Origin of the sequence: Salinibacterium amurskyense (assembly GCF_002797685.1) — a bacterium.
Lineage (GTDB): Bacteria > Actinomycetota > Actinomycetes > Actinomycetales > Microbacteriaceae > Rhodoglobus > Rhodoglobus amurskyensis.
Genome location: NZ_PGFH01000001.1, coordinates 1,506,091 through 1,520,082, shown reverse-complemented (window position 1 = coordinate 1,520,082; position 13,992 = coordinate 1,506,091). Strand labels below are relative to the sequence as shown.

At 61.0% G+C, this 13,992-nt stretch carries 9 protein-coding genes; 3 read left to right on the top strand and 6 right to left on the bottom strand.

What is annotated here, in order from left to right; genetic code table 11:
* Positions 1-35 precede the first annotated feature (35 nt).
* Positions 36-1,553, top strand: a complete 1,518-nt coding sequence (gene sucB, locus CLV85_RS07240; protein WP_100388872.1) for a 2-oxoglutarate dehydrogenase, E2 component, dihydrolipoamide succinyltransferase — start codon at positions 36-38, stop codon at positions 1,551-1,553.
* Between the two features lie 11 nt (positions 1,554-1,564).
* Here sucB and CLV85_RS07235 read toward each other — a convergent pair whose 3' ends face one another.
* On the bottom strand, positions 1,565-3,070 hold the full coding sequence (locus CLV85_RS07235) for a protein kinase family protein (protein WP_147433356.1): 1,506 nt from the start codon (positions 3,068-3,070) through the stop codon (positions 1,565-1,567).
* Between the two features lie 178 nt (positions 3,071-3,248).
* On the opposite strand from CLV85_RS07235, the gene CLV85_RS07230 reads away from it, so the two are divergent.
* Positions 3,249-3,965, top strand: a complete 717-nt coding sequence (locus CLV85_RS07230) for a DUF4191 domain-containing protein (RefSeq protein WP_100388870.1) — start codon at positions 3,249-3,251, stop codon at positions 3,963-3,965.
* Between the two features lie 83 nt (positions 3,966-4,048).
* Here the strand turns inward: CLV85_RS07230 and CLV85_RS07225 are convergent, their stop codons facing one another.
* Positions 4,049-4,453, bottom strand: coding sequence for an RDD family protein (locus CLV85_RS07225; RefSeq protein WP_100388869.1), 405 nt, complete (start codon positions 4,451-4,453; stop codon positions 4,049-4,051).
* Between the two features lie 137 nt (positions 4,454-4,590).
* Here CLV85_RS07225 and glnA point away from each other — a divergent pair, with 137 nt between their 5' ends.
* A complete protein-coding gene (gene glnA, locus CLV85_RS07220) occupies positions 4,591-6,027 on the top strand; it encodes a type I glutamate--ammonia ligase (protein ID WP_100388868.1) in 1,437 nt (478 codons plus the stop codon).
* A 68-nt stretch (positions 6,028-6,095) separates the two neighbouring features.
* Here the strand turns inward: glnA and CLV85_RS07215 are convergent, their stop codons facing one another.
* The 4 genes from CLV85_RS07215 to CLV85_RS07200 all read right to left on the bottom strand — a co-directional run bounded on the left by CLV85_RS07215 (position 6,096) and on the right by CLV85_RS07200 (position 13,992).
* Entirely contained in the window at positions 6,096-7,547 is a 1,452-nt protein-coding gene (locus CLV85_RS07215; protein ID WP_100388867.1) for a UDP-glucose dehydrogenase family protein, read from the bottom strand.
* Between the two features lie 22 nt (positions 7,548-7,569).
* Entirely contained in the window at positions 7,570-9,036 is a 1,467-nt protein-coding gene (locus tag CLV85_RS07210; protein WP_229820248.1) for a glycoside hydrolase family 26 protein, read from the bottom strand.
* Positions 9,020-10,510: a glycosyltransferase family 2 protein gene (locus CLV85_RS07205; RefSeq protein ID WP_100389296.1), complete on the bottom strand. Its 1,491-nt coding sequence runs from the start codon at positions 10,508-10,510 to the stop codon at positions 9,020-9,022. The genes CLV85_RS07210 and CLV85_RS07205 overlap by 17 nt, the downstream gene beginning before the upstream one ends.
* A 548-nt stretch (positions 10,511-11,058) precedes the next feature.
* Positions 11,059-13,992: a bifunctional [glutamine synthetase] adenylyltransferase/[glutamine synthetase]-adenylyl-L-tyrosine phosphorylase gene (locus CLV85_RS07200; RefSeq protein ID WP_100388866.1), complete on the bottom strand. Its 2,934-nt coding sequence runs from the start codon at positions 13,990-13,992 to the stop codon at positions 11,059-11,061.

Here is a 13,992-nt window from a genome sequence, read left to right as displayed (position 1 = left end):
CTATTGATGACAAGCATCACAAAGGAGCAGTACTGATGAGCGAATCCGTTAACCTTCCGGCACTCGGAGAGAGTGTCACCGAGGGCACGGTGACCCGCTGGCTGAAGCAAGTCGGCGAGCGTGTAGAGGTTGACGAGCCCCTGCTCGAGGTCTCGACTGACAAGGTCGACACGGAGATTCCTTCTCCCGTCGCCGGTGTCATCGAAGAGATCTTGGTTGCCGAAGACGAAACAGTTGAAGTGGGCACCGCGCTCGTAAAGATCGGCGACGGTTCGGGCGGCGGAGACGCTCCCGCAGAAGAAGCTCCCGCTGAAGAAGCAGCACCCGCTGCTGAAGCAGCACCGGCTGAAGAAGCGGCACCTGCTACTGAAGCGCCGGCGGAGCAGGCTGCGCCTGCAGCTGAGGCTCCAGCAGCCGAAGCTCCTGCAGCCGAGGCACCCGCAGCTGAGGCGGCACCCGCTGCCGAGTCCGCTGCTCCTGCCGCGACTGAGCAGGCTCCTGCGGTAGCCCCTGAGGCTCCTGCCGAAGACGCCACTCCTGCCGCCGAGGAAGCGCCCGCCGCTGCCCCCGAGGCAGAAGCACCCGCCGCTCCCGCTGAAGAAACTGCACCTGCAGCAACTGACTCGGACGACAGCGACGACTCGCAGGCTGGATACCTCACTCCTCTCGTGCGCAAGCTCGCGAACGAGCGCGGTGTCGACCTGAGCACGATCACTGGAACGGGCGTCGGCGGCCGCATCCGCAAGCAGGATGTTCTTGCTGCAAGCGAGCAGGCCACGAGTTCGGCACCGGAAGCTGCAGCACCCGCTGCCGCATCGGCACCGCTCGAAGTTTCGCCATTGCGCGGAACCACTGTTCCGATGTCGCGTCTGCGCAAGGTCATTGCCGAGCGCGCAGTGCTCTCGATGCAGTCATCGGCACAGCTCACGTCAGTCGTCGAAGTTGATGTCACCGCTGTTGCGAACTTCCGCAACAAGGTAAAAGATGACTTCCTCGCCAAGACCGGCACGAAGCTTTCGTTCCTGCCGTTCTTTGCTTTGGCTGCAGCGGAGGCGCTCACCGCGCACCCGATCATCAACGCAACAATCGAGGACAACTCGATCGTCTACCCGGCGCAGGAAAACATCAGCATTGCTGTTGACACTGAACGTGGATTGCTCACGCCAGTCATCCGCGACGCTGCCTCGCTTGACATCGCAGGCCTTGCTGGCGAGATCGCTGATCTTGCAGCTCGCACCCGCGATAACAAGCTCACTCCTGATGAGCTCTCGGGCGGAACGTTCACGCTGACCAACACCGGCTCACGCGGTGCACTGTTCGACACTCCCGTGGTGTTCTTGCCCCAGTCGGCAATTCTCGGAACCGGAATTGTCACCAAGAAGCCCGTCGTAATCAGCGACGCCAATGGTGACTCCATCGCGATCCGTTCGATGGTCTACCTCGCACTGAGCTACGACCACCGCATCGTTGACGGCGCGGATGCCGCAGGCTTCCTCGTCGACATGAAGAAGCGCCTCGAGGGTGGCGACTTCGCCGACAAGCTCGGAATCTAAGTCACCCCGCATCATCGAGGGAGCGTATAGCTCCTGATTCGCCAACCGGCCTCGCCCTTCACCAGAAGGAGCGAGGCCGGTTTGCTTTCGTCCCGCGGCGATTCAAACTCGAAGAGCACGCTGTCGCCCAAACGCTGCACCTCGACGGCACGAGCCGCGTCGAAAAGCGCGTCAGAGGAGAGTTCTGCCCCCGCGAGCACCTCACTGATCACGGCGGAGTCCGCGGCGAATGCTGGCGATTCACTACGCGACACCGCGCCGAGACACTTCACTGAGAGATCCCGAAGACAATCTGCGCGAGTCGCCAGGAGAGTGGGGAGCGCCTCGAGCGGATCCTCGGCTAGTCCCCCGGCACCACTCGTCGCCCCGATCTCCGGGGCAGCGGCAGACTCTCCATCGCTGCTCGGTTCCGCGCCGGCAGCCGAGACATCTGGGGTATCGCTTCCGCTATCGGAGGCGGAGAGTGCGTTGGAGGCTTCTGCGCTGGCATCCGCGCCCGCATCCGCATCATCGGTGAGCAGTAGAGCCGCAGCCAGCCCGAGCGCGAGAGCTCCCGCTGCGGCGATGACCCACGTTCGCTTTCGCACCGGTGCGCACCATCTTCGCGCCGCGCCGACCACGCCGTCGAAGAATCCGCGGATACGGTGAGCCGTCTCGCCAACGCTGCGCTGAATACCGGGCGGCAGCGCGAATACAGCGCCCCACTCAGACTTCGCACCGTCGGGCAGCGGCGTCACAAGTGCGCTGCGGTCGAATAGGACCGGCTCAGGGTGAGCAGGCGAGGATTCGCGCTCCAGATCGAGCCGCACGGGTTCGGGCGCCCCCAGCTCAAAAAGCTTACGTTCCCAATCAAGCTCCCACACGGACGAGGAACTCTGTTCGATGTCGCTCAGCCACTCCGTTAGCGCTGCGGCACGTCGCTCAATTTCTCGGTCCGCTCTAACCGCCGCGAGTACTCCACAAGCGAGGGTGGCGAAGTGCAGGCGGTCCGCTTGGAATGCGGAGTCCCATTGCAAGTCCTTTGGCGTGGGAGAGGTCTCCCTCGACTGCGCATGTTCCCACTCGGCGAAGAACGGTCGTCCTGCCGCATCGAAATGGATGCTATCTGGCGTGATCACGCCCAGCACGACACCAGCCCGATGAACCCGACCCAGAGCAGCGCTCAGTGGGGCCAGAATCGTGATCGCCTCGCCTGGCCGCAATGCCTCCCGCTCCCGCAAGAGGCGACGAAGCGTTCCTCCGCTCTGCCACGACGACACGATCACTGGCGAACCATCGGGAGCCGCCGCGATGTCTTCAACCAGACAGACGGACTCCCCCTGCGCTCGGACGCCGCACTCAATCTCCGAGAGTATGCGCGACACCGCGGCGCCAGCCTCAAAGCGCTTAACGGTCTTCAACTCGACAAGCGCTTCTGCGCCCGCGTGGGCGCTCGCACGGACCAAGATCGTCTGAGACTCAGCGTTCTCTCTCAGCGACCGAATCGTGCGATAGCCCGCAATAGTGTTCTCGTTCACCGGCTCAGCTTCGCGTGTTGGTGAGTCGCGATGTAGTTCGCGCACGAACATGGGGATCACGGTGAGGGTGCCGGAAAACTGGAGGACTAGAGCACTCGATCCTCGGCTTACCGCGGGCGAAACAAAATCTATGCGCTCTACGAATTCATAGAACCGCTGGAGGCCTTATCCTAGAACCATGGCACGCAGCGAAAAGACCCCCAAGGCTCAAAAAGAACCCGGTCGCATCAAGCAGATGTACCAGGTTTTCCAGATGACGCGACGGTACGACAACCTCGCGATTTGGTTCTTCCTGTTGGCCTTCCTGCTGCCGATTCTTATCGGTCTCGCCTTGGCTTTCCTTCTATCGTCAGAGAATGTTCTCGGCTTCGTGCTCTACATCGTGGCCGGCGTGATGGCAGGTCTCCTCGCCTTCCTCATCGTCCTGGGCCGTCGCGCCGAACGCGCTGCTTACTCTCAAATCGCAGGTCAGCCGGGCGCTGTAGGCGCTGTCTTGAAGAGCTCTCTTCGCCGCGGGTGGACCGCAAGCGAAATGCCCGTAGCGATCAGCCCCAAGACTCAGGATGCTGTCTACCGCGCGGTCGGCAAGGGCGGCATTGCGCTGATCGGCGAGGGCCCCCGCAGCCGCACCCAGAAGATGCTCGAAGATGAACGTCGCAAGATGAACCGCTTCCTACCCAACGTCCCCGTGCACTTCATCTACGTCGGCCCCGACGCCGACTCGGTAGCACTACACAAGCTAGCTCCGGCACTCGGTCGACTCAAGAACGTACTGCGCAAGCCAGAGATTCTCGCCATCACCAACCGGCTGACATCACTCGATAAGAACAGCCTTCCGATTCCCAAGGGAATTGACCCGATGAAGGCTCGCGCTCAGCGTTCGCAGCGCGCCTAAGGTTTTCGTCACTGAAGCCGACATGCCCCAGGGCGTGTCGGTTTCGTGCGTTAACCGCCGTGACTTCCGTGCCGGTAGAGCGACTAGCGACGCACCAAGAGCGTGCCAGCGAGACGATCGTGCATGCCGCGCTGGTCGACATCCCAAATCACTGCAGGAATGACCAGTGCCATCAGAATCGTGCGAACGAGAGGACGCCAGACACCCAGCATGCCGCCGGTCACCGGCACTACTCGCATTCCGGTAATCAGATGACCGAAGCTTCCATTGGCCGTAATCAGCAACACGACTTGGGCCGCCACGAAGATGCCGAGCGTAGCAAAAGCGTCGTAGTCGAAGAAGGCGATTGAGACGACAACCGCAAAGCCCCAATCAATAGCGAGGGCTACTAACCGGCGGCCGAAGCGACCTATTGATCTCGGGCCTTCCGCGGGAAGCCCGATTCTTTTACCTGGCCACTCGTCGGGGGTTGTTGCTTGCTGGTTCACTTCACCAGCCTAACGAACCGTGGGCGCGTAACATGCCGGAAACATTTCTGACGTGACGTCGAAACTCGGGTTCTGTACCCTAAGAGGTGGTTGTAACGACAGCCGATCACCAAATGAACCCCTTGGAGTTCCACTCAATGTCTCATCCGAAGTTTACCAATTCGTCTGAGGTTCTTGCTTTCATCAAGGACACAGACGTCAAGTTCGTCGACATCCGGTTTACCGACTTGCCCGGTATCCAGCAGCACTTCAACATTCCCGCAGCTTCAGTCGACGAAGACTTCTTCGCTGTCGGCCAGCTCTTCGATGGTTCATCGATTCGTGGCTTCCAGTCAATCCACGAGTCGGATCTCCAGCTGATCCCCGACGTCACTACCGCGTACGTCGACCCCTTCCGCGTCGAGCGCACCCTCATCATCATCTTCGACATCTACAACCCCCGCAACGGCGAGATCTACGCTCGAGACCCGCGCCAGGTTGCCAAGAAGGCAGAAAAGTACCTTGCTTCAACGGGAATTGCGGACACCGCATTCTTCGCCTCCGAAGCAGAGTTCTACATCTTTGACGACGTGCGTTACGAAGTGAAGGCCAACAAGAGCTTCTACGAAGTTGATTCCAGCGAAGGTGCCTGGAACAGCGGCCGCACCGAAGAAGGCGGAAACCTCGCCAACAAGACCCCCTTCAAGGGTGGCTACTTCCCCGTCTCCCCCGTTGACCAGCACGCTGACCTCCGCGACGACATCGTCGTGAAGCTCATCGATGTCGGACTCGAGGTCGAGCGCAGCCACCACGAGGTCGGCACCGCAGGCCAGGGTGAGATCAACTACAAGTTCGACACCCTCGTTCACGCCGGTGACGACATCCTCAAGTTCAAGTACATCGTCAAGAACACGGCGAACGAGTGGGGCAAGACCGCAACGTTCATGCCGAAGCCGCTCTTCGGCGACAACGGTTCGGGTATGCACACCCACCAGTCGCTGTGGAACGACGGCACCCCGTTGTTCTACGACGAGAAGGGCTACGGCGGACTCAGCGACACCGCTCGCTGGTACATCGGTGGACTCCTCAAGCACGCACCTGCTGTGCTCGCGTTCACGAACCCCACGGTCAACTCGTACCGTCGCCTGATCCCCGGATTCGAAGCTCCCGTAAACCTCGTGTACTCGGCCGGAAACCGTTCGGCGTCCATCCGTATTCCGATCACGGGAACCAACCCCAAGGCCAAGCGCATCGAGTTCCGCGCGCCTGACGCTTCGGGTAACCCTTACCTCGCATTCGCTGCGCAGCTCATGGCTGGCCTCGACGGCATCAAGAACAAGATTGAGCCGCACGAGCCCGTTGACAAGGACCTCTACGAATTGCCTCCCGAGGAAGCCCGCCTGATCCCTCAGGTTCCCGCTTCGCTCGAAGAGGCACTTGTAGCCCTTGAAGCTGACCACGAGTTCCTCATGGAAGGCAACGTCTTCACCAAGGACCTCATCGAGACGTGGATCGACTACAAGCGTACGAACGAACTGCTTCCGTTCGCACAGCGCCCGCACCCGTACGAGTACGAACTGTACTTCGGCGTCTAAGCGCTCACACAGCAGAGAGTGGGGCCGCATCCTTCGGGATGCGGCCCCACTTCGTTAACGAAAGCGGACTAGCCGGCTGTTGCCAGCTGCGGAGCGCGACGCGTGAGGTCGACACCGCTGCCGTCGATAGCAGGAGCCTTCGAGGATGCCGCCCCGAGTCCGCTGAATGACCAGCCAGCAGCACGCCACGTGGCCGCGGGCAAGCAGTTTCGGGCATCGATCATGACCCGGCGGCCAACGAGAGCACCCAGAGCAACTGGATCGCTCGCCGTGAACTCGTCCCACTCCGTGAGCACAAGCAACGCATCGGAACCCGTTGCCGCCTCGTCGACCGAATCCACATAGGTGAGCGTGGGGAACATCCGCTGCGCCGTTTCAGTAGCTTCCGGGTCATAGACCACCACTTGAGCCCCGCGCAGGTGCAGCGCTGCCGCCACGTTGAGCGCTGGCGAATCTCTCACGTCGTCGGTAAGCGGCTTGAAAGCAGCGCCAAGAATTCCAATGCGCCGGTTGAGCACTGAGCCACCGCAGGCGTCGATGGCCAGACCGATTACCTGGAGCCGCTGCGACATGTTGATCTCATCGACCTGTTGAAGCAGCGCCGCAGCCTTCGTCGCGCCGAGCTCACTCGAGCGGTGAATGAGAGCGCGAATGTCCTTCGGCAGGCAGCCCCCGCCGAATCCGAGGCCCGCGTTAAGGAACTGCCGGCCGATGCGCACATCGTGACCGAGTGCATCCGCCAGGACCGCCACGTCGGCGCCGGCAGAGTCGCACACCTCCGCGATCGCGTTGATGAAGGAGATCTTGGTGGCTAAGAATGCGTTCGCACTCACCTTGACGAGTTCTGCTGTCGGAAGGTCACACACAATTACGGGTGTGCCCGATTCGATAGGGATCGCGTACACCTGGCGAAGCGCCGCTTCCGAGCGGGGAGAGACTCCGCCCAGCACGATGCGATCCGGGCGCAGCGTGTCCTCGACAGCCTTGCCCTCACGGAGAAACTCGGGGTTCCATACCAGCTCGACCGCGACATCCAGAGGGGCCGCATCCGCAATGATGGAGCGCAGACGTGCCCCCGTACCCACCGGCACCGTCGACTTGCCGACGATGAGCCCGTCGTGCGTGAGATAGCGCGCCACCTGTCGCGTCGCCTCTTCAACATAATCGAGGTTCGCCGCGTTACTCCCCCGCTGCTGCGGGGTACCGACGCAGATGAAGTGGATGTCGGAGTTCGCTGTGGCCTCTGCCAGGTCGGTCGTGAAGCGAAGCCTCCCGCTCGCGACGTGCGTGCGGATGAGCTCAGGTAATCCCGGCTCGAAGAAGGGAACTTTTCCCTCGCTGAGTTGCTTCACCTTGGCGGGATCGGTGTCGACGCCAATGACGTCGAAGCCCATTTCGGCCATCGCTGCGGCATGGGTTGCTCCGAGATAGCCGGTGCCGACGACGCTCAAGCGAGGACGCTCAGCGCCGCCCCACTGACCGATGATCTGCCCTGCTGCGGATGCTGCTGTGCTGTTCATATCGTTCTCCTTATTCATCGGTTCAGCGTGTCGTTAGGGTGAAGTCGCTATCGGGTCTCGCCAGACCTTCAATAAAGGCCGCGAGCGAATCCGGACGAGATTCGATTCGCCAATCGTTAGTGGCGCGCTCCCCTTCGACGTAGGTCGTGATCGCCATGTTGAACCATGAAATACCGACGATGTCGTCGTTCTCGGGCTTCGCCAAGGACTCAAAGAGGCTTGTCACCCACGCGGCTTTGTGGCCTCCCGTTTCCGACGCACCGATTTCGGCGAGAAAGATTGGCTTCTTCGTGAGGCGTCGCAGCTCAGCGAGACTCGCGTCGAACGTGTAGCTGAAAGTGAAATCGTTCTCGGGCTTGTAGGCCGGCCGGAGGTAACCGGAGAGCCCGACCCAATCCACATAGTCATCACCGGGATAGAGCCCATCGAGGAACTCCGACGGTTGGTGAGTCGCGGGGAGATTGTTGATGATATTTGGCGCCCAGATCCAAATCACAAGGTCATTGGCGCCTTCTTCGGCGAAGATGTCGTGCACGTGCTGCCACATGGTGACGAAGTCCCCGACGCGATTCGAGTTGATGGAGTTACCTTGCCCATCCGTCTCAGACCACGGGTACCAGACACCGTTCATCTCGTGATTCAGGCGAATGCCGAGGGGTAGCCCTGTAGCGACGATGTCACGTGCGTACTGGTGAAGGTAGTCATCAAACGCACCAGCAACGCCCGCCTCGGGGTCACCGATGATCGCCGGCAAGGTGTAATCAGGCTCGATGACTTGATCGTTTGCCGCACCGATCGGACGTGACTCCCAGGTCAGAATGGGAAGCGTGTCTCGTGACCACGATCGCGTGACCGCATTTGCCCTAAAGTCTTCATCCCAGCCGCCGAAATAGCCCACCGTGTTGGGGGTGCTGCCCAACTTCACTGAGACCGAGTCATACGTTGCCCAGTTGAACGGCGCTTGCTCCGTATATAGCCCCAGATAGGACGAGGCAGGATTCACAATCTCGGCTTTGGACGGCGCCGTTATGCCGGCCGTGATCGACGGAGTCTGCGGTTTGCTGGGGGTTGACGGTACTGGCGCAGTGGAGTTTGCCGACCTACTCGCTTGCAAGGCCTTGAGCGTGCCCTCGACCGACCACAGTTCCTGCTGCAGCGCCGCAGACTGGGCGTTGGTCTCCGTCAGATTCTCCTTCGCGACGTCAATGGATTCTTCGAGCCCATCGATCTCAGAAAGTAGGTCGTCTCGCTCTTCTTCCCATGCGGCTCGTTCAGCCGCCAACGTCTCTGCTTCGAGCACGCTCTTCGCGGCGTTGCTGAGGGTTTGATTGACGGGACTAGTTGGTGAGATCCAGACGAAGGCACTAGTCGCGCCGAGCGTGAGAACTAGTGCGGCGCTTCCGACGCCCGTCCAGCGTGTTCTCGCGCTACTGACTGCCCACCAGGCTGCGGCGCTACTACCGATTGCGGAGTTACGAGAAGAAAACAATGGATACCGCCTCTACTGCGAAGATCGAAATGCCGATGACGTAAGGCCACGCGGCCTTGGGGTTGAGCCGACGCGCAGGAGCTGCCTTCGCTGCCACGCGGGTTGCGCGTCGTGGCGGCGCTTCAAGTACAGCCACCGCCCCGTCAGGGCTCGCTGGCTGGAAATCGAGATCAGCGATAGCCTCGCGGTCAGCATCGAGCTGTTCGACGAGAAGATCATTGGAGTTGCCACCCGCATACGCCCCTGCCCTAGTGCCCCAGCCGCTGGCGTGGCCCATCTTGAAGAAACCAATGAGCCGGATGGGCATCAGAAACGCCGTCGAAACGATGATGAAGGCCGGAAGTCGGAAGAAGTCCATGGGCTTCTCAGAGAGATGGCGCACTTGCCGAATCGCCATGCTCACGACCGAGGAGACGACCATGAGGCCGAGCACCAGAAGCACCCCGCTCTGCACTCCATATTCTGAGAGGAAGCCTTCGTAGAAGTTGTACCCCTGCCCGCTCATGGCGCGGTAAATCCAGCCTGCTATTACTCCCGCCAGTAGGAAAGGCAAAATAATGTCCATGATGAAGAAGATGGCGAGCACGGGAGCGTGGCCCAGCATCCATGGGAGCATCCGAAGCGTGTTGTATTGACTGCCCCGTGCCCACCGCAATTGCTGCTTGTACAGCTTCTTCACCTCAAGCGGAGCATCGGTGTAGACCAACGAGGTGTGCTGGTACACGGTGCGATGACCTTCCTGAAGCGCGAGGTTAGTGAGGGTTCGATCATCACTGACCTCCAGAAACACGCCCATGAAGCGCTCATTCATGAAGCGGTCCATCACGCGCATCATGATCGACCGGCGGAACGCGATCGTGCGTCCGGGCAAGCACCCCACTTGGCCAAGTACGCTCTGAGCCGGCATTGAGTACAGCGCCCGCGAGTTCTCCAGCCAGTCCGCCCAGCGGGTAATCCAGCTTCGTTCTGGCTCCAGGATGCGCTGCCTCGTCGTGACCCCGCCCACTTTGGTGTCGGCGAACGGACGAACGAGCTCTGACAGCGTGTTGTCTGTCCACACCGTGTCGGAATCGACGAGCACCGTGATGTCACCGGTTGACAGCTCCGTGCCGATCATTACGGCATTGCGCTTGCCCGGGATGGGGGTGTGCACCCATCGCACCAACGGTGCAAACTCTTCGCTGATCCGCTCGAGTGTGGGGTTCGGCGCACCGTTAATGACAACGATGATCTCGGAGGGCCGCTGTTCGACCATGCGAGCGAGAACATCACGAAAGAGGTCCTCTGGCTCGTCCAGCACTGGCACGACGACACTTGTCGTGCCCGTAAAAGTGCCCGTAAACGGTCGATACCGTGACGACAAAATGACTTTGAGCAGCCAGAGCGCCCAGATAAGCGATGAGTAGATAGCGAACATATAGATCTCGGGGTGACCCTCGATCATGTGGCGAAGCTGCAGAATGAAAATAAACACGAATGCCCCCGACTTTGTCATTGTGAAAGGTGATCATCCGCGACGCTGAGGATGCTTCTCAGCGCTGAGTTGCTTGATTATTGCCCGCTAGTTTTGCCGACCGCAAGGCTCCTGTTTCGGCTGGTTGCGACGCAAAGTGGTCTCGGTCGCAGACGCCGCGCGGTCGCGATGTGGGCCTTTCGGCTGACGTTTTCGGTCGACTCTTACTCGTCCCTCTGCGAAGTTGAGCGAAGGCTCGTTACCCGCTTCTACGCTGGGTCACCGAGGCAGAGTCGGATTCAAAAAAGTGCCCGTCCGGGGCGCTTTTCAGGCGAGGAGAACTCGGCGTGGGCGGGTAGAACTGATCGTCTACGGTGGCGCCGGCTTCGAATCCTAGGCGCGAATTCGCCGCCACCCCTCCCCACAATGGGGTACAAGAATGGAGGGCGCTAAAGCGGCTCCTGAACGTGCCCCAATTGGTTTCAGGTTTTACACCGCCGAAACAAAAGGAGCCCCTCAAGGCACACGCCAGACGGCATGAACTACGCGGCGCAGACCCGAGCAGCTTTTTAGGAACGAGGAACGTTTGCGACGCCGTAGAAACGCCGTTCGAACACTCGGCGCGCACGACGTGTGGCGCGAAGATAGTCCTCTTCTAGTTCGCTGGCGGAGCCCGGCGGATACTCCAACATGCGCGAAATTCCCTCGAGTTGAAGGCGATCGTTGGGGAGAACATCCGACGTTTTAGACGTCCACAGCGTGATGGCAGACCGAGCCCGAGAGGCCAGGATCCATGCTTCACGCAGCCGCTCCGCATCGGATGCCGTGACCAGTTTCTCCGCGACAGCGGCATCCAGAGCGTCCAACGTCGACGTTGTGCGTAGACCCTCCACGGCGGCACCGTATTGAAGCTGAAGAAGCTGCACGAACCATTCGACGTCACTCAGCGATCCTCGGCCGAGCTTGAGATGACGTGACGGGTCTGCAGCCTGTGGAAGCCGCTCTGACTCGACGCGAGCCTTAATGCGCTTGACCTCGCGAACATCCTGCGGCGAAATCGCTTTCGGGTAGCGCACGCGATTGGCAAGCTCGGTGAAATCGTTGAGCAACGCTTCATCGCCAGCAACACCGCGCGCACGCAACAGGGCCTGCGCTTCCCAGGTGAGTGACCAGCGTTCGTAGTAGGCCTCGTACGACTCGAGAGACCGCACAATGGCGCCGTTCTTTCCTTCGGGACGAAGATCAAGGTCGAGGTCGAGAGGAAGTTTGACGTCTTCGGTTATTCGAGTGAGGCCCTTTGCGAGAGCAGTAGCGCGCTTCGCGGCGTCTTCGGCGGACGCGTCCGTCGCCCGATAGACATACATCACGTCAGTATCGGAGCCGAAGCCGGATTCGGCTCCCCCGTAGCGCCCCATTGCGATGATGCCAAACTCGATTCCGTCGGGTTCAGGACGCAAGACCGCGAGGGTTCCCTCGAGAATGGTGGTCGTGATGTCGCTCAACCCACGGCCGAGCTCCTGAATCGAGATCACTCCAACGATGGAGCCGATAGCGAGTCGAAGCACTTCACGACGACGTGCGGTGCGCAAGGCCACCGCCGCTGCATCCTCATGTCCCTTGTGGCGGGAGACGATCGCGCGTGCCTCATCACGAAGGACCGCGAGTGGTCGGGGGCGAAGCTCTTTCTCATGCTCGAGCCACGCAGCCGCCTCCGGAATACGCTCGAACAATCCACCCACATATTTGGATGCCGAGAGCACGTGCGTCAGTCGCTCAGCGGCCCCGGAGGAGTCTCGCAGCATTCTCAAGAACCAGTAGGCCTCCCCCAGCGCTTCGCTGAGACGACGGAACGCGAGCAGCCCATAGTCGGGGTCAGCGCCTTCGGAGAACCACTGCAGCATAACGGGCAGCAACGCGCGTTGAATCGTCGCGCGTCGAGAGACACCCCCGGTGAGCGCTGCAATATGCGCGAGCGCACCCTTGGGGTCGAGAAAGCCGATGGCCGCGAGACGCGCAGCCGCTTGCTCGCTCGACAGCGCCAAGCCTTCTTCGGGCAGTGCTGCCACCGCGGAGAGCAAGGGGCGATAGAAGAGACGCTCGTGCAGGCGGCGCACGGCGATCTTGGTGCGCTGCCACTGTTCGGTGAGGTCAGCGGCGTTCTTGGCGATCCCGGTGGCGCGTGCGAGCACCCGGAGGTCATCCGGGTCGCGCGGCATGAGGTGCGTTCGACGCAGGCGGGACAACTGGATGCGGTGCTCTAAGAGTCGCAAGAACCGATAGTCGCGCGCGAACTCGCCCGCTTCGGTGCGCCCGATGTAGCCGCTCTCGGCCAGAGCAATGAGAGCCTGAAGGCTCGAGGTTTGGCGAACGGTCTCATCGTTCTGCCCGTGCACAAGCTGCAGTAGCTGCACCGTGAACTCGATATCACGCAGACCGCCGGGGCCAAGTTTGAGCTGCACATCGCGCTCTTGGGGAGGGATGTTCTCGGTGACGCGTTCTCGCATCCGCTGCACTGACGCGACGAAGTTCTCACGAGAGGCGCTGGACCAGACAAGCGGCGAGACGCCGTCGATATAGCGGCCACCGAGCTCGCGGTCGCCGGCGAGGGGGCGCGCCTTGAGCAGGGCCTGAAACTCCCAGCTCTCTGCCCAGCGATCGTAATACGCCAGATGAGACTCGAGCGTGCGAACGAGAGCACCGTCTTTGCCCTCGGGGCGAAGGTTGGTGTCGACCTCCCACAGAGCAGGTTCGATCGTGAGGTCTTGGATGCCGCGAATTGTCTGCACTGCGAGTGGCGTTGCGATCGTGACAGCACGGTCGGCGCTGATGCCGTCGGGCTCCGTGACGAAAATTACGTCGACATCCGACACGTAATTCAGTTCACGCGCGCCGGCTTTACCCATGCCAATGATGGCGATGCGGGTGGCAGCAACATCCGCTTCGGGAAAGTTAACGGAACGACGGGCCACCGAGAGAGAAGCTTCGAGGGCTGCTCCCGCAAGGTCGGCGAGGGCCATCGCGACGCGGTCGACGGCCGCAAGCGGATCGTCTTGAGCAAGATCCCACGCCGTGATCTTGGCCAGCTCACGACGGTACCGAACGCGCAGCGCGACCCAGGCATCCTCCTCGTCAAGTTCACGTGTGACCTCAGTGAGCGACTCGACGTATTCCTCCGGCGAGGATGGAGCTGCGATCGGCGTGCACATCGCATCCAGTTCAGAGGGATGACGAACGAGAAAGTCACCGAGCCCGGAGGACGCTCCAAGCACCTGAACAAGGCGCACAGCGGCTTCATCGTTCTGGAGCAGCGGCACCAACTGCTGAGGTGCCGATTCTGAGAGCTCAAGAAGCAGCCGAAGCGCTTGGTCAGGGTCCGCTGCACGAGAGAACAACGCGGCCGGCACTTCTGGCCGATCGAGCGCCACAAGGCGCTCTCGTGCCTCACTGAGCTCGAGAAAGCCCAGTTTGGCGAGTTCGGTCAGAGTGTAGGTAGGCGTCGACAT

Excerpts from the sequence above, each read along its gene's own strand:
- sucB (WP_100388872.1), top strand. The coding sequence starts at position 36 with ATGAGCGAATCCGTTAACCTTCCGGCACTCGGAGAGAGTGTCACCGAG.
- CLV85_RS07230 (WP_100388870.1), top strand. The coding sequence starts at position 3,249 with ATGGCACGCAGCGAAAAGACCCCCAAGGCTCAAAAAGAACCCGGTCGC.
- glnA (WP_100388868.1), top strand. The coding sequence starts at position 4,591 with ATGTCTCATCCGAAGTTTACCAATTCGTCTGAGGTTCTTGCTTTCATC.
- CLV85_RS07215 (WP_100388867.1), bottom strand. The coding sequence starts at position 7,547 with ATGAACAGCACAGCAGCATCCGCAGCAGGGCAGATCATCGGTCAGTGG.
- CLV85_RS07200 (WP_100388866.1), bottom strand. The coding sequence starts at position 13,992 with ATGTCGACGCCTACCTACACTCTGACCGAACTCGCCAAACTGGGCTTT.